Source organism: Stenotrophomonas sp. CFBP8980 (genome assembly GCF_034046095.1).
GTDB classification, from domain to species: Bacteria; Pseudomonadota; Gammaproteobacteria; order Xanthomonadales; family Xanthomonadaceae; genus Stenotrophomonas; species Stenotrophomonas lacuserhaii.
This window is the reverse complement of record NZ_JAXCXF010000003.1, coordinates 303052-318861: the sequence shown is the minus strand read 5'-3', so window position 1 is coordinate 318861 and position 15810 is coordinate 303052. Positions and strand designations below refer to the sequence as shown.

Here is a 15810-nt window from a genome sequence, read left to right as displayed (position 1 = left end):
GAAAGAGCCTGACGGCCAGCGGCCGTCACTACCGAGGCAACACCCGAACGGCCGAACGACAACGGGCTCCCGAAGGAGCCCGTTGCCGTCCCGCTACTGCTCAGTGGTGAATCAGAACGCCACGTTCCAGTTCAGCTGCGCACCGACTTCGCGCTGGCCGTCACCGGCGCGGCCCTGCGCGGCGAAGGACAGACGGCTGCGGCTGGAGGTATTGACCGATACGCCCAGCTCGGCGATGCCGACGTTGCGCGCCAGCGGCAGGCCCTGCACGGTGAAGCCCTCGCTGCCCGCCACGAAGCGATGCGCCGAGTCCGCGCGCAGCTCACCGGCCGCGTTCTGCCAGGCCAGCCCGGCCTCCAGTCGCGCACCGTCCGGCTGGCCGCCGCTGATGTCCCACGCAGCGCGCACGCCGGCCGTGGTGGTCCACGCTTCGTCCTTGCTGGCGGCGATCGCCAGGGCGGCATTGCCCCCGGTTTCGATGCCGGCATCGGTGGACAGGCGGGTGTAGGCCACTGCCACGTACGGAGTCAGCGTCAACGCATCGTCGAGCTGGAAATCCCAGCCACCTTCGACGAAACCGGAAACAGCATGCGCATCGCGGCGGTTGGACAGGGTCTGCCCCCACGCCGTGCCTGCACCGACCGTACGCCGCGTATCCAGCTCGTAATCGGCATAGCTGGCGCCGCCGTTGAGGTAGGCAGCGTCGCCGCGGAAACCGGCATACAGGCCGCTGTGCACGGCATCCACGTCGGTCGTCGCATTGCGTGCATTGACCTGCTGGCGCAGCGACTCCGGGCCACCGGCCACGCCGAACGTCCAGCGTTCGCCGATGCTCCAGTCGGCACCGGCCATCAGGCCCTGGCGGTGGTCGCGGGTGCGCGCGGCGCTGCCGTTGCCGTCGCGCTGGCTGGAGGCACCGCTGCCACCGATCCAGGCAGACGGGCCGTCGCCGGCCGGCATGCCGCTGCGCAGGCGCTGGTTGATGCCATCGCGCAGGAAGCGGTCTTCCAGCAGCAACGCACGGTTGCTGGCGTGGATTTCGCCGGACAGGTCATCAAAGGCCAGGCGGGCGCTGTCCGCATCCAGCATCAGCAGGCGGTTGTACAGTGCCAGGGCATCACCGGACTGCTGCAGCGTATCCAGCGCGGCCGCCGTGGCCAGCTGGTTGCCGGTCGCCGCGACAGTGACGAACACCTGCGGCGGCGGCGGGGTGATCGGATCCACCGGCGGATTGATCGGATCCACAGGCGGGTTGATCGGGTCGACCGGCGGGTCCACCGGGGGATCGACCGGCGGATCAACCGGTCCGCCGTCCTTCACTGTGATGTTCAGGCGCACGTCGTTGGCGGTGTAGCTCAGCGACGTGTCCAGGAAGGCCGAACGCGAGATCACGTCATCGAAGGTACCCGTCACGCCACCTGCCGCGCTCAGGATCGTGTAGCTCTGCCCATCCTGGTAACTGGTGGCCGGATCCAGCGCGGTCACGCGCACGCCGGTATCGCCGGTCAGGCCGGTATTGGCGCCGTGCCCGATGTACGCCTTGCCGGCCACGGTCAGCAGGTCCGCCTGTCCGTTGCCCAGCACGTCCACGTCGAAGAAGGCCTTGTTCGCGACCTGTTCGGGCAGCAGCGCGTTGGCGTTGTAGAACAGGTCGCCGTCGATGGTCATCGTGCCGACACCGCCATGGCCTGGCGACAGCGTGCCGCCATCGCGCACATAGGTGGTGCCGACCGTGGCATTGCCGGCCAGCACGCCGCTGCCGCTGATTTCGGCCAGCGAGCTGCGACGCACCTCGCTGCCGAGTCCCGCACCGAACTCGATGGTTTGCTGGAAGCCTGCCGCACCGTTCAGCACCAGCGTGCCGCCACGCACGTCGATCTGCTGCTGCAGGGCCTGGCTGGGGCCTGTGTAGCCTTCGCCCACGTACATGTCCGAGTTGATCACCAGGCTGCCGCCGGTGACGGAGATGTCGCCACCGAACGCGCGCAGGTCGCCATCAAGCGTGGTGTTGCCCGACACCTGGGTCAGCGCGCCGCCGTGCAGGTGGGCATTGGACGATCCCGTAGAAACGGTCTGGATGGCGTTGCCCAGGGTGATGTCACCGGTGTGGTTGAACACCAGCCCGCCGGCGTTGCTGTCCATCGAGATCGCTGCGCCATCGAGCGTGCCGGCTTCTTCGGCGGCCAGCCACTGCGGGCCGCCGTCGGCCACCGACCATGTCGCCATGCCACCGCCCAGCACCAGGTAGCCGCTCTGGTCCAGCAGGATGCCGCTGCCACCGGCTACCCGCCCACCGTTGTTCACACTCAACATGCCATACGGACCGCGCATCAGCACGGCGCCGACCGTCAGGCCGTTCACCGCTTCGATGGCCGATCCGACGCCACTGACGCGCACCTGTTCGTCCAGCAACGCCGGTGTCATGGTGACGTCGTTGAGGCCGCCGCTGATGTTGACCGAATCAGTGCGGATGACCGCGCCGTCCAGCACGTCCAGGTTGGTGCTGATGGCCATCGCACCGGTGTTGGTCCAGCGTGTATCCGCCCCGGTGATGCGTGCCGTGCTGGCGGTCGGGCCGAAGCTGTCCTTGATCGCCGCGCGATCGGATTCGATCACGCCACCGGCTTCCAGCAGCAGGTGGTTGCTCGCATCCACGCGCGCGGCGCGGATCGCCGAGCCGGCACCGGTCACCACGATGCTGCCGGTCTGGCCGTAATCACCGCTGCCCAGTGCGTCGTACTTTTCCGCATTGACTTCGTCGGCCGTGACCACGCCGCCACCTTCGACGCGCAGCGTGCCGTCGCCGTTCTGGCCCACCCGCACGGTGGTGGCGTCGACCACCGATCCCGCGCCGCTGACGGTCAGCGCGCCGGTCGCGTTGTTGGAGGCGCCAAGCACCAGATCCTGCGACACCAGCTGGCCGCCGCCGCTGACGGTGATCTCACCGCGACCGCCCTGGGTCGCACCGGACTGCGTGCCTGCGCCAACGTAGATGCCGCGACCGGCCTCGACGCGACCGCCGTCCACGTCGAGGCGGCCCTGCCCCACCTGGCCGACCAGCAGATTGTTGTCGGTAACCAGAAGCTGGCCGCCGTTGCGGACGTTGATCGTGCCGCTGCCCGCGGTGTCCGAGCCAAGGCTGACGCCGAAGTTGTTCACCACGGTATACGCCATCGTGCTGGTGACGCGACCGCCATCGATGTCCAGCGCGCCGGTGCCCTGGCGGCCGACCAGCAACTGGCGCGCGGTCAGGCTGGAGTCGGCGCCGCGCACCAGCGCGTTGCCGGTACCGCCGGCGCCATAACCCAGCGACACCGTGTTGTTGGACGTGGCCGTGCCGCCGTCGAGCAACTGCAGGGTGCCGGTGCCGGCCTCGCCGATACGCAGCGCCGCGCCGGTCATCTGCAGGTAGGCGGTCGGGCCGATCACCCGCAGGGTGCCATCGGCGCCGGCAACGGTACCCAGCGATACCAGGCCATTGGACGTCAACTGGCCGCCGCCGACCAGGTCGATCGCTACGGTGCCGGTGTTGCCGATGAAGAAACCGTCGGCGTAGACACGGGTGTCGCCGATGACTTCGTCGCTGGTGAAGTCGTAGGGCACTGCGAACGCGGACGGTGCCGCGGCGGTACCCAGGCACAATGCGGCCATCACGGCGACGCCGAGCGGTGAGCGACGGCGCGTTGCACCGACGGTGCGGGCCGGCGAGGACATGCCGGACGCAAGTTCAGAGGCCACCTGCATGGCACCGGTGGCGCGGTTGAAGACCAAACGGTAAATCCTGTTCATGAAGCTCCTTGGGGTAACGATCAAGACGCGGGTGAGCGCGTCGCGCGCGGGGGATGCGCGCTGGAACCCTGCGTGTGGAAGAACGCGCGGGGCCAGTGACCCTAAGGGGCTCGTCAGGAAAATCCGAGGGGGTGCTCCTTACTTTCGTGTGGGGATGCACCCGACATGCGGGTCAGGGAATTCTGATTGGCTCCAATAGGTGACATCAATCACACGAGACACATCGCATGTGATGTGTTTGTGGTTGCGCAACTCCTGCACTTCATCACTTGTTTCATGGCTATAGCGAGGCGCGTTTGCCACTTCCGGTGTAATCGCGACACGTCGGCGCGACGGATTCAGCGCAAAAAAAACCCCGCTTGCGCGGGGTTCTTTTCAATCTGCATCAGCGAAGGTGAATCAGCTCAACTGACCGTGGCAGTGCTTGTACTTCTTGCCGCTGCCGCACGGGCACGGATCGTTGCGACCGATCTTCGGCTCGCCGCCCTGCGACAGGCCGTCCTGCTGTGCGGCCTGCACCTGTGCAGCTTCTTCGTCGGCGCCATAGCCGCCGGCATCCTGGTGCTGGAACTGCGACTGGCTCAGGCGCGCCTGCACCTGCTGGCGCTCGGCCGCTTCCAGTGCCGCCACTTCCTCGTCGCTGCGGATGCGCACGCGCGAGAGCATGGTCACCACTTCGCGCTTGACGTCTTCCAGCATGCCGGAGAACAGCTCGAAGGCTTCCTTCTTGTATTCCTGCTTGGGCTGCTTCTGCGCGTAACCACGCAGGTAGATGCCCTGGCGCAGGTAATCCATGCGCGCCAGGTGTTCCTTCCAGCTCTGGTCGAGCACGGTCAGCATGACGTGCTTTTCCAGCGCGCGCATGGTCTCCGGGCCGACGCCGGTTTCCTTCGCCTCGAAGTGCGCATTGACGCGCTCCTGCACCTTCTGCGCGATGCCTTCGGCGTCCAGCTCCTCGTGCTGCCTGACCAGGTCGGTGACCGACATTTCCAGGCCGAAATCGGACAGCAGCGTGGCTTCCAGGCCCGGCAGGTCCCACTGCTCGTCGATCGAGTTGGGCGGCACGAAGCGCGCCACGATGTCGAAGATCACATCGTCGCGGATGCCATCGACATTGTCCTTCACCGACTCGGCGTCCAGCAGTTCATCGCGCTGGGCGTAGATCACCTTGCGCTGGTCGTTGTTGACGTCGTCGAAGTCGAGCAGGTTCTTGCGGATGTCGAAGTTGTGCGCTTCCACCTTGCGCTGCGCCTTTTCAATCTGGCGGCTCACCAGGCGGTCTTCGATGACGTCGTCTTCCTTCATGCCCATCATGCGCATCGCCTTCTGCACCCAGTCCGAGGCGAAGATGCGCATCAGGTTGTCTTCCAGCGACAGGTAGAAACGGGACGAACCCGGATCGCCCTGGCGGCCGGAACGACCACGCAGCTGGTTGTCGATACGGCGCGATTCGTGGCGCTCGGTACCGACGATGTGCAGGCCGCCGGCGGCCTTGACCGCGTCGTGGCGCTTCTGCCATTCGGCCTTGGCGGCGGCGCGTTGTGCCTCGCTGGCCTCTTCGCCCATCTCGTGCAGTTCGGTTTCCAGCGAGCCACCCAGCACGATGTCGGTACCGCGCCCGGCCATGTTGGTGGCGATGGTCACCGCGCCTGGACGGCCGGCGTTGGCGACGATGGTTGCTTCGCGGTCATGCTGCTTGGCGTTCAGCACTTCGTGGTGCACGCCGGCCTTGCGCAGGTGCTCGGACAGCATTTCCGAGGTTTCGATCGAGGTGGTACCGACAAGCACCGGCTGGCCGCGCTTGTTGCATTCCTGGATATCGGCCAGCACCGCGTTGAACTTGCCTTGGCGGTTGAGGAACACCTGGTCCGGCGAATCCTTGCGGATGGTCGGGCGGTTGGTCGGGATGACCACCACTTCCAGGTTGTAGATGCTCTGGAATTCGAACGCTTCGGTATCGGCGGTGCCGGTCATGCCGGACAGCTTGCCGTACATGCGGAACAGGTTCTGGAAGGTGATGCTGGCCAGGGTCTGGTTTTCGCGCTGGACCGGCACGCCTTCCTTCGCTTCCACCGCCTGGTGCAGGCCGTCGGACCAGCGGCGACCGGCCAGGGTGCGGCCGGTGAATTCATCGACGATCACCACTTCGCCATCGCGCACGATGTAATCCACGTCGCGCTGGTAGATGGCGTGTGCGCGCAGGGCGGCGTTGAGGTGGTGCACCACGGTCAGGTTCTGCGCGGCGTACAGGCCTTCGGTTTCGGCATCCAGGATGCCGGCTTCCACCAGCAGGCGCTCGGCGTGTTCCATGCCCGCTTCGGACAGGTGGACCTGCTTGCCCTTCTCGTCGATCCAGAAGTCGCCGTCGCCCTCTTCGCTTTCCTGTTTGACCAGGTTCGGCACGATGCGGTTGACGCGGATGTACAGCTCCGGCGAATCATCGGCCGGGCCGGAGATGATCAGCGGGGTACGCGCTTCGTCGATCAGGATGGAGTCGACTTCATCGACGATGGCGTAGTGCAGGCCGCGCTGGTAGCGGTCGGCCTTGGACAGCGCCATGTTGTCGCGCAGGTAGTCGAAACCGAATTCGTTGTTGGTGCCGTAGGTGATGTCGCTGCCGTAGGCTTCGCGCTTGTCGCCGTGCGGCATGCCAGGGTACACCACGCCCACGCTCAGGCCCAGCCAGTTGTACAGCTTGCCCATCTGCGCCGAGTCACGGCGGGCCAGGTAGTCATTCACCGTGACCACGTGGACGCCCTTGCCTTCCAGCGCGTTCAGGTACACCGGCAGGGTCGCCACCAGGGTCTTGCCTTCACCGGTGCGCATCTCGGCGATCTTGCCCAGGTGCAGCACCATGCCGCCGATCAGCTGCACATCGTAGTGGCGCATGCCCAGCACGCGGCGGCTGGCTTCACGGCAGACCGCGAACGCTTCCGGCAACACCTTGTCCAGGGCCTCGCCTTCGGCGATGCGCTGCTTGAACTCCGGCGTCTTGGCCTGGAGCTGCGCATCGCTGAGCTTCTCCATGTCCGGCTCCAGCGCATTGACCTTGGCGACGATGCGGTTGAGCTGGCGCAGCTGTCGTTCATTACGACTGCCGAAAACGCGGGTAAGCAGGCTGTTGATCATTGAGGGAACCGGTTGTCAGGTGAACGCCGGCACGGCTCCCTTCAGGAATCCGCCCGCCGCAAACGAAACGGGGCGCCCAGCGCCCCGTCGATGGCATCACCCATTGTAACTTGGGATGGAGGTCGGGGGTTTCAAGCGCTTGGCGCTTCGCGGGCGGTGAGGACCACCAGCATAGCCATGCCCGGCGGGATGCCCGCCACATTCGGCACATCCACGGTCGGGCTGCCGCTGCGCTCGCCGAGCATGGCTCGGCGCTACCGGAATCGGTCAGCCGCGGGAAACGCGACCCACCGGCGTGTTGCCGCCATCGCCGAGGAACTTGCGGGGATTGACCACCCGGCCGCTTTCCCAGACTTCAAAGTGCACGTGGGCACCGGTGGAACGACCGGTGGAACCGGCCTTGGCCACTTCCTGCCCGGCACGGACCAGGTCACCAACTTTCACCACCAGCCGCGAATTGTGTGCATAGCGGGTGACGTAGCCGTTGCCATGGTCGACGTCCACCACGTTGCCGTAGCCGCCCTTCACGCCGGAGAAGCTGACCACGCCCTCGGCCACCGACATCACCGGATCACCGACCTTGGCATGGAAATCGATGCCCTTGTGGCTGCGCGCACCGCGGCCGAACGGATCGGCGCGGGTGCCGAAGCTTGAGGTCACGTAGCTGTTGCGGATCGGCATGCGCGAGGGCACGGCGTTCTGCTGCAACTGGTGGTCGAACATCAGCGATTCCATCACCGAAAGCTGGCTGCCTGAAGCAGCGAACCGCTGCTCCAGCACCTGTAAGTCGGCGTTGATGTCCTTGACCGGGATGTCCACGGTCGGGCCGCCGGCATCGCCGTCACCCAGGCCGGGGGTTTCCTGGAAGTCGAATTCACCGTCTTCCAGCTTGCCCATCTGGGTCAGGCGCTCACCCAGGGCGTTGAGCCGGGTGGCCTGCGCCTGCAGCTCGCCGAGGCGGGCCGCCAGGGCGTTGACTTCGGTCTGCGACTGCAGGCGGACCTGCGCCAGTTCGCGTTCCTGGCGGTCGACCTTGGCCTGCAGGCGGGAATCGCCGAGCAGGTTGGCGCCCATTCCACCGGCGAAGCCGATAATGCAGCCCATGCCCAGCACGCTGCCCAACAGGGCGCGGGGGCGATCCTCGAAATAGAAGCGAAGACGCGCAAGTGGCGTTTTTGCCTTTCCATCACGCGTTTTGATTACGATCTTTTTAAATGCCATCAGTGAGTTTTCATGTCTGAGCCGAAATCCAGTACCCGTCCTGCTTCAGCACCGAAACCGGCACTGGATGCAGTCATGGGTGACAAGAGCGGGAACCCGCTGCGTCGTGCCCTGTGGCTCGATGCGTTGGACCTGCAGTTGCGCCCCCATCTGCCGCCCAGCCTGCGCAGCCATTGCCGGCTGGCCAACGTGAACGACGAGCACCTCGTTTTTCTCGTTGAATCCCCTGTGTGGCATGCCAAGGTGCGGCTCGCCGAAGCCCAGTTGATCAACGCGGCCCGGTCCATCGGGCTGAAGGCCACCAAAGTGACCATCAAGACTGCGTCCCCCGCTCCACCACGCTCCCCAGCGATCGACAACCGGAACGGACCCCACGCAGTTTCAGCCGCCACGCACAAAGGACTACGCGACGCCTTGGCTAGCCTCCAGGACACGAAACCGTCCAGGTCCTGATGACGGCGGAGCATCCGGCTCCGCTTCCCCGCGATGCCAACATTCCGTGGAAGTGGCGTGAAACATTTGCGAGGACCGTGGGGCATCCTAACGGCGGATGGCCGCTCAGTCGTTAGGGTTTTGTTATTTAAACGTTAAGTTCAGGCTTTCAGCGGTACAGGTTCACAAACTGTGACGCGCTGGGCGCTTGGACCCGGCGCGTCACATTTGGCGGCCTCAGAACGCGAAACGCCGCCCGGGGGCGGCGTCAAGTTATTGATATAGAATCGCTTTTTCAAGCGTAAGCGGGGGCGCCATAGGCGACAGGTTCCGCCGCTGCCTGGGAGTCGTAGCTCACCCATTCCCACGCGGTCGCGTCGGCCATCAAGGCACGCACCAGTTTGTTGTTCAGTGCGTGGCCCGATTTGAATCCTTCATAGGCGCCCAGCACCTGGCCACCGGCGAGGTAAAGATCGCCGATCGCGTCAAGGATCTTGTGGCGGACGAACTCATCGGCGTAACGCAGGCCGTCTTCGTTCAGCACCCGGAACTCGTCGAGCACGATGGCGTTGTCCATCGACCCGCCGAGGCCGAGGTTGCGCTCGCGCATGTATTCCAGGTCGCGCATGAAGCCGAAGGTGCGCGCGCGGGAGATTTCCTTGGTGTAGGCCGCGGTGGAGAACTCGATTTCCTGGCGCGACTGCTTGGCCGGGATCATCGGGTGGTCGAACTGGATGGTGAAGCCCAGCCTGTAGCCTTCATAAGGTTCGAAGCGCGCGACCTTGTCGCCTTCGGTGACTTCGACGGTCTTCAGCACGCGGATGAAGCGCTTGGCGGCATCCTGTTCGATGATGCCCGCCGACTGCAGCAGGAACACGAACGGGCCGGACGAACCGTCCATGATCGGCAGCTCGGCCGAGGACAGTTCGACGATGATGTTGTCCACGCCGAGGCCAGCCAGTGCCGACATCAGGTGTTCGACGGTCTGGATCTTGGCGTCGTTGCAGGTCAGGCCGGTGCACAGCGTCACCTCGGTGACGAGCTCGGCCTTGGCCGGCACGTCGACCACCGGATCCAGGTCCACGCGACGGAACACGATGCCATGGTTGACCGGTGCCGGGCGCAGGGTCATGTAGACCTTGTCACCACTGTGCAGGCCAACGCCAGTAGCGCGGATCGTGTTCTTGAGGGTACGTTGCGGGATCATGGGGTGTGGCCAGGTGCATGCGGCGGGCCGCGATGGCCTGCCCAAGGGGGTGGGACAGATTAACACGCGACCGGCCCTACCCCGGCTGAAGCCGGGCGGGTCATGGCGCGATGCAGGTAAAGCTCATGCATGACAGGGCTGCCGGGCCCATCCTGGCCCGGCGCCTGTAGTGCAGGACATGGTGCTGGCGACCGGGGAGGACAACCCCGGCGCCGGCGATCAGTCCGCCTGGCGGCGCAGGAACGCCGGGATGTCCAGGTAGTCGTTGGGCAGTTCAGCGGTCTGCGTGGTGGAGCTGCTGGAAGCCGACGAGGAGGAGGCCGACGAGGACGTCGCCACGCTGTCGCTGCTGGCCCGACGCAGGCCTAGACCCACCCCACCGACGGCCTTGGACACCGCATCGCCGCCGTTGTCGAAGTCGGAGAACTCCGGCTGGCCGGTGGTGGCGTTGCGGACCAGCTTGATCGGCGCACGTTCGCCCGGACGCTGGGTCTTGCCGGCAGCCACGCGGTTCAGGCCGGTGGCCACCACGGTGACGCGCACTTCGTCCTGCATGTCCGGATCCAGCACGGTGCCGACCACGACGGTGGCATCTTCCGATGCGAAGCCGTCGATGGTGCGGCCGATTTCGTCGAACTCGGCCATGGTGAAGTCCGCACCGGCGGTGATGTTGACCAGGATGCCGTTGGCGCCGGCCAGGTTCACATCGTCCAGCAGCGGGTTCTGGATGGCCGATTCGGCCGCAGCCTGCGCGCGGTCATCGCCGCGGGCGGTGCCGGTACCCATCATCGCCAGGCCCATTTCGGACATGACGGTGCGCACGTCGGCGAAGTCGACGTTGATCAGGCCCGGACGCACGATCAGGTCGGCGATGCCCTGCACGGCGCCCTGCAGCACGTCGTTGGCGGCACGGAAGGCCTGGATCATGGTGGCGTTGCGGCCCAGCACGGTGATCAGCTTTTCATTGGGGATGGTGATCAGCGAGTCGCAGTGCTGGCTCAGTTCCTCGATGCCCTTCAGCGCGACCTGCATGCGGCGACGGCCTTCGAACGGGAACGGCTTGGTGACCACGGCCACGGTCAGGATGCCCATTTCCTTGGCCAGCTGCGCCACCACCGGCGCAGCGCCGGTACCGGTGCCACCGCCCATGCCGGCAGTGATGAAGACCATGTCCGCACCCTGCAGCGCGTCCATGATGCGCTCGCGGTCTTCCAGCGCGGCCTGGCGGCCGACTTCCGGATTCGCGCCGGCGCCCAGGCCCTTGGTGACATTGGTGCCCAGCTGCAGCTGCAGCTTCGCACCGCAATTCTTGATGGCCTGCGAGTCGGTGTTGGCGGTGATGAATTCCACCCCGTCCACCGCAGAGTTGACCATGTGCGCCACGGCGTTGCCGCCGCCGCCGCCCACGCCAACCACCTTGATCACCGCATTGGGTGCCATCTTTTCGATCAATTCAAAATGCGCCATGTCCGTGTCCTCGGTTGTATCCGCTTCCTTTGGCATGTGGGCGGGGGAGGCATCCTGCCTTCCGCTGCATGCCGCCGTTGCGGCTGTAGTGGTTTGTTGTTGCTGTGTGGTGCAGTGTGTTGCGGTGTTGCGTTTCAAAGCAGCCGGCCGGGGCCGGCGTCGCCGCGGTCAGAATTCGCCGCGGAACCAGGTTTTCAGTTTCTTGAACATGCTTCCCGCGCGCCCGGCCGGTAGTGACGGCCGGCGCGGATGCTCGATCTGGCTGCCCATCAGCAGCAGGCCGACGCCGGTTGCGTGGACGGGATTGCCGACCACTTCGCCCAGCCCGGTGACGTGCTGGGGAATGCCCACGCGTACCGGCATCTGCAGCATTTCCTCTGCCAGTTCGACCACGCCTTCCATCTTCGAGGCACCGCCGGTGAGCACCATGCCGGCGCGCACCAGTTCTTCGAAACCGGAACGGCGCAGTTCGGCCTGCACCATCTCAAAGATCTCCTCGTAACGCCCCTGCACCGCCTGGGCGAGTGCGTGGCGCGGCATGCGGCGCGGCGGACGATCACCGACGCTGGGTACCTGGATGCTTTCCTCGGCGGTGGCCAGCTGGGCCAGCGCGCAGGCATAGCGCACCTTGATCTGCTCCGCTTCCGGGGTCGGCGTGCGCAGCATGTGCGCGATGTCATTGGTGACGTGGTCGCCGGCGATCGGCAGCGACGCGGTGTGGCAGATCGCGCCCTGCACGAACACGGCGATATCGGTGGTGCCGGCGCCCATGTCCACCAGCACCACGCCCAGTTCGCGCTCGTCGGCGGTGAGCACGGCCACGCTGGAGGCCAGCGAAGACAGCACCAGGTCGTCCACCTGCAGGCCGCAGCGCTGCACGCACTTGCTGATGTTGGCGGCAGCGGACTGCGCGCATACCACCAGGTGGGCGTGCACTTCCAGCCGCACGCCGGTCATGCCGACGGGATTGCGGATGCCTTCCTGCGAATCGTCCAGAACGTATTCGCGCGGGATGGCGTGCAGGATCTTCTGGTCGGCCGGGATCGCCACGGCCTTGGCCGCGTCGAGCACGCGGTCCAGGTCGCCCCAGGTCACTTCGCCGTCGCGGATCGGCACGATGCCGGGCGAGTTCTTGCACTGCACGTGGTTGCCGGAGATGGAGGCATACACCGAGCGGATCTCGCAGCCGGCCATCAGCTCGGCTTCTTCCACCGCGCGCTGGATCGATTGCACCGTCGATTCGATGTCCACCACTACGCCGCGCTTGAGGCCGCGCGATTCGTGCGAGCCGATGCCGATCACCTCGATGGGGTTGCCGGGCGAGTACTCGCCCACCAGCGCCACCACCTTGGAGGTGCCGATGTCGAGGCCGACGATCAACGATTTGTCACCCTTGCGATTCATGTCCTGTCCTGCGTTTTCTTCGGCGCTGCGGCCGGCGGTTCACCCCAGCTGAGGGTGAAGCCATTGGTGTATCGGAGGTCGGCGCGCTCGATCGGCGCGGCCTGGCTGGCCAACTGCGGCAACACACGTACATAGCGCTGCAGGCGCGAACGCGCGTCGTCGCGCCCCACCACCACTTCGGTCCCGTTGCTCAGCAGCAGCGACCAGCTGCCGCGTGCATCCATGCTCAGGCGGGTCACGTCCAGCCCGGACGGGGCGAACATCGAACGAGCGTCGTTGTAGAGCGTCACCACTTCTTCGGTCTGGCTGTCCGGGCCATCCAGCTGCGGCAGCTGCAGGTCGGCCAGCTTCTTCGGCGTGGGGAACAGCTTGCCCTGCTCTGACAGCAGGCGATCATTGCCCCAGCGTGCGAACGGCTTGTGCTCGATCAGCGTCACTTCGAGCACATCCGGCCACTGCTTGCGCACGCGGGCGCTTTCCACCCACGGCAGGCGCTCGATGCTGTCCTGCGCATCCTGCAGGCGCACCGCGAAGAAGCCGGCATGCGCATACGGCACCAGCACCTTCTGCAGCTGTTCAGCCGGCACCCGCTTGAACTCACCGTGCACGCGCAGCTTGGCCAACGGCCAGCGTTCGGCGCCCACCCAGCCGTTGAGCACGGCCACCACGGGCAGTGCCACCACGGACAGGGCGATCAGCCAGACGAAGATGCGCAGCACCGCGTTCATGCGTGGCGATTCTCCTGCGATGGATCGGCCAGGGTCTGTTCCAGCACGCGCCAGACCAGTTCTTCGAAACCGATACCGGCCTGGCCGGCGGCCTTGGGCACCAGCGAATGGCTGGTCATGCCCGGGGCGGTGTTCACTTCCAGCAGGAACAGGCGGCCCGTGCTGCGGTCACGCATCACGTCCACCCGGCCCCAGCCCCGGCAGCCGGCGGCGCGGAAGGCGGCCAGTGCGAGGCGACGGATCTCCTGTTCGTCCGCGCCGTCCAGGCCCGGGCACAGGTACTGGGTATCGTCGGCCTTGTACTTGGCTTCGTAGTCGTACCACTGGCCTTTCGGCACGATGCGGATCGACGGCAATGCGACATCGCCGAGGATGCCGACGGTGAGCTCGTCGCCGACCACCATCTGTTCCATCAGCAGCTGGCCGTCATAGCGCGTGGCAAGTGCTACGGCTTCGTCCAGGCCGGCGTCGTCGAAGACCCGGCTGATGCCCACGCTGGAGCCTTCGTTGGCCGGCTTGACCACTACCGGCAGGCCCAGCTCGGCGGCCTGCGCGTGTACGTCCGCGGCGGTCACCTTGCGGTACTGCGGGGTGGGCAGGCCGACGGACAGCCACACCTGCTTGGTGCGGATCTTGTCCATGCTCAACGCCGAGCCCAATACGTCCGAACCGGTGTACGGCACGCCGAAGGCTTCCAGCAGGCCCTGCACGATGCCGTCCTCGCCCCCGCCGTTATGGCCGTGCAGGATGTTGAACACCCGGTCGACCTCGCCGGCGACCAGCGCCTTGGACAGCGCCGGGATGCCATCGATGGCGAACGCGTTGACGCCGCGCGCCTGCAGTGCTTCGAGCACATTGCGGCCGGAATCCAGCGACACTTCGCGCTCGCTCGAGGTGCCACCGAGCAGCACGCCAACGCGGCCGAAGTCCGCCGGGTCGGTGCTGCGCAGCGCCGGGAAAGTGAAGCCGCTCATGCCTGGGCCCCCACGCTGAAGCCTTCGCTGGCGATCTGCTGTGCCACCGCGCCGATATCGCCCGCGCCCATCATCAACAACAGGTCGCCGTCCTGCAGCACGTCGGGCAGCACGTGCGCCAGCTCTGCGGCCTTGCCGACCACCACCGGTTCACCGCGGCCGCGCGCGCGGATGGCACGCGCCAGCGCTTCGGAATCGGCACCTGCGATCGGCTCTTCGCCGGCCGGGTAGACCTCGCTCAGTACCAGCGCATCGACGCTGGACAGCACCGCGGCGAACTTGTCGAACTGGTCGCGGGTACGGCTGTAGCGATGCGGCTGGAAGGCCACCACCAGGCGCTTGTCGGCCCAGCCACCGCGGGCGGCGGCGAACACCGCCTCCAGTTCGCTGGGATGGTGGCCGTAATCATCGATGACGCGGACTTTGGCACCGCTGGCGGTGGTGACTTCACCCAGGTCATTGAAGCGGCGACCGACGCCGGCGAAGCTTTCCAGCGCGCGCGCGATGGCATCCGGGGCCACGCCCAGCTGCCAGCCGACGGCGGCGGCGGCCAGCGCGTTGAGCACGTTGTGCTTGCCCGGCAACGCCAGCACCACTTCCTGGCTGGTGCCCTGCGGCAGGCGCAGGGTGAAGCGCATCCGCGCGCCTTCCTGCACCACGTTTTCCGCACGCACATCGGCGTGATCACTCAGCCCGTAACTCATCACGTGGCGCGGCGTCTTCGCCGCCAACGCGGCCACTTCCGGATCATCGATGCACAGCACGGCCAGGCCGTAGAACGGCAGCCGCTGCAGGAATTCGGCAAACGCCGCCTGCACGCGGGCGAAATCGTTGCCGTAGTTTTCCAGGTGGTCGGCATCGATGTTGGTGATGATCGACATCAGCGGATTCAGGCGCAGGAAGCTGCCATCGCTTTCGTCGGCCTCGGCTACCAGCCACTGGCCACTGCCCAGCTTGGCGTTGGCGCCGGCGGCCAGCAGCTGCCCGCCGATGACGAAAGTCGGATCCAGCCCGCCCTCGCTGAGCACCGCCGCGGTCAGGCTGGTGGTGGTGGTCTTGCCGTGCGTGCCGGCCACCGCGATGCCGCGGCGGAAGCGCATCAGTTCGGCCAGCATGGCCGCGCGCGGCATGATCGGGATGCGCTGGCTGCGCGCTTCCATCAGTTCCGGGTTGTCGTCGCGGATCGCGCTGGACACCACCACGCAATCGGTGCCGAGCACATTGGCGGCCGAGTGGCCGCGCATGATGCGCGCGCCAAGGCCGGCCAGGCGGCGGGTCGCGGTGTTATCGGCGTTGTCCGAGCCGGACACTTCGTAGCCCAGCGTCAGCATCACTTCGGCGATACCGCTCATGCCGGTGCCACCGATGCCCACGAAATGCACGCGCGGGAAGGCGCGCACCAGGTCGTTGGTGTCGTGCAGGCGGCGGATCATGCGCAGCTCCGCGGGGTGTCGGCGCG

The 15810-nt window shown here is 66.3% G+C and carries 10 protein-coding genes; 1 reads left to right on the top strand and 9 read right to left on the bottom strand.

The genetic code is table 11. The features are described 5' to 3' along the window. Positions 1–111: 111 nt before the first annotated feature. From SOM47_RS09825 to SOM47_RS09815, 3 genes are all read right to left on the bottom strand, one after another. Positions 112–3789 carry an autotransporter outer membrane beta-barrel domain-containing protein gene (locus SOM47_RS09825; protein ID WP_320505450.1) on the bottom strand — a complete coding sequence of 1226 codons (3678 nt, stop codon included), beginning with the start codon at positions 3787–3789 and terminating at the stop codon, positions 112–114. Positions 3790–4188: 399 nt separating this feature from the next. Next, entirely contained in the window at positions 4189–6918 is a 2730-nt protein-coding gene (secA, locus tag SOM47_RS09820) for a preprotein translocase subunit SecA (protein ID WP_042613657.1), read from the bottom strand. A gap of 267 nt (positions 6919–7185) precedes the next feature. After that, positions 7186–8139, bottom strand: coding sequence for a M23 family metallopeptidase (locus SOM47_RS09815; protein ID WP_042613656.1), 954 nt, complete (start codon positions 8137–8139; stop codon positions 7186–7188). Positions 8140–8151: 12 nt separating this feature from the next. Here SOM47_RS09815 and SOM47_RS09810 point away from each other — a divergent pair, with 12 nt between their 5' ends. Continuing rightward, on the top strand, positions 8152–8592 hold the full coding sequence (locus SOM47_RS09810) for a DciA family protein (RefSeq protein WP_042613655.1): 441 nt from the start codon (positions 8152–8154) through the stop codon (positions 8590–8592). A 274-nt stretch (positions 8593–8866) separates the two neighbouring features. Here the strand turns inward: SOM47_RS09810 and lpxC are convergent, their stop codons facing one another. The 6 genes from lpxC to murC form a co-directional block, all read right to left on the bottom strand. Continuing rightward, positions 8867–9778, bottom strand: a complete 912-nt coding sequence (lpxC, locus tag SOM47_RS09805; RefSeq protein WP_192084380.1) for a UDP-3-O-acyl-N-acetylglucosamine deacetylase — start codon at positions 9776–9778, stop codon at positions 8867–8869. A gap of 219 nt (positions 9779–9997) precedes the next feature. Beyond that, positions 9998–11245 carry a cell division protein FtsZ gene (gene ftsZ / locus SOM47_RS09800; protein WP_042613653.1) on the bottom strand — a complete coding sequence of 416 codons (1248 nt, stop codon included), beginning with the start codon at positions 11243–11245 and terminating at the stop codon, positions 9998–10000. Positions 11246–11413: 168 nt separating this feature from the next. Then, a complete protein-coding gene (gene ftsA, locus SOM47_RS09795; protein ID WP_042613652.1) occupies positions 11414–12649 on the bottom strand; it encodes a cell division protein FtsA in 1236 nt (411 codons plus the stop codon). Further along, positions 12646–13377 carry a cell division protein FtsQ/DivIB gene (locus SOM47_RS09790; RefSeq protein ID WP_042613651.1) on the bottom strand — a complete coding sequence of 244 codons (732 nt, stop codon included), beginning with the start codon at positions 13375–13377 and terminating at the stop codon, positions 12646–12648. Before SOM47_RS09790 ends, ftsA begins: the two co-directional genes overlap by 4 nt. Then, positions 13374–14351, bottom strand: coding sequence for a D-alanine--D-alanine ligase (locus SOM47_RS09785; RefSeq protein ID WP_320505449.1), 978 nt, complete (start codon positions 14349–14351; stop codon positions 13374–13376). The genes SOM47_RS09790 and SOM47_RS09785 overlap by 4 nt, the downstream gene beginning before the upstream one ends. After that, the gene (gene murC, locus SOM47_RS09780) at positions 14348–15784 is read right to left on the bottom strand and encodes a UDP-N-acetylmuramate--L-alanine ligase (protein WP_320505448.1); all 1437 of its coding nucleotides are present in this window, start codon (positions 15782–15784) and stop codon (positions 14348–14350) included. The genes SOM47_RS09785 and murC overlap by 4 nt, the downstream gene beginning before the upstream one ends. Positions 15785–15810 lie beyond the last annotated feature (26 nt).

Excerpts from the sequence above, each read along its gene's own strand:
- lpxC (WP_192084380.1), bottom strand. The coding sequence starts at position 9,778 with ATGATCCCGCAACGTACCCTCAAGAACACGATCCGCGCTACTGGCGTT.
- SOM47_RS09810 (WP_042613655.1), top strand. The coding sequence starts at position 8,152 with ATGTCTGAGCCGAAATCCAGTACCCGTCCTGCTTCAGCACCGAAACCG.
- SOM47_RS09790 (WP_042613651.1), bottom strand. The coding sequence starts at position 13,377 with ATGAACGCGGTGCTGCGCATCTTCGTCTGGCTGATCGCCCTGTCCGTG.
- secA (WP_042613657.1), bottom strand. The coding sequence starts at position 6,918 with ATGATCAACAGCCTGCTTACCCGCGTTTTCGGCAGTCGTAATGAACGA.
- ftsZ (WP_042613653.1), bottom strand. The coding sequence starts at position 11,245 with ATGGCGCATTTTGAATTGATCGAAAAGATGGCACCCAATGCGGTGATC.
- murC (WP_320505448.1), bottom strand. The coding sequence starts at position 15,784 with ATGATCCGCCGCCTGCACGACACCAACGACCTGGTGCGCGCCTTCCCG.
- SOM47_RS09815 (WP_042613656.1), bottom strand. The coding sequence starts at position 8,139 with ATGGCATTTAAAAAGATCGTAATCAAAACGCGTGATGGAAAGGCAAAA.
- SOM47_RS09785 (WP_320505449.1), bottom strand. The coding sequence starts at position 14,351 with ATGAGCGGCTTCACTTTCCCGGCGCTGCGCAGCACCGACCCGGCGGAC.
- SOM47_RS09825 (WP_320505450.1), bottom strand. The coding sequence starts at position 3,789 with ATGAACAGGATTTACCGTTTGGTCTTCAACCGCGCCACCGGTGCCATG.
- ftsA (WP_042613652.1), bottom strand. The coding sequence starts at position 12,649 with ATGAATCGCAAGGGTGACAAATCGTTGATCGTCGGCCTCGACATCGGC.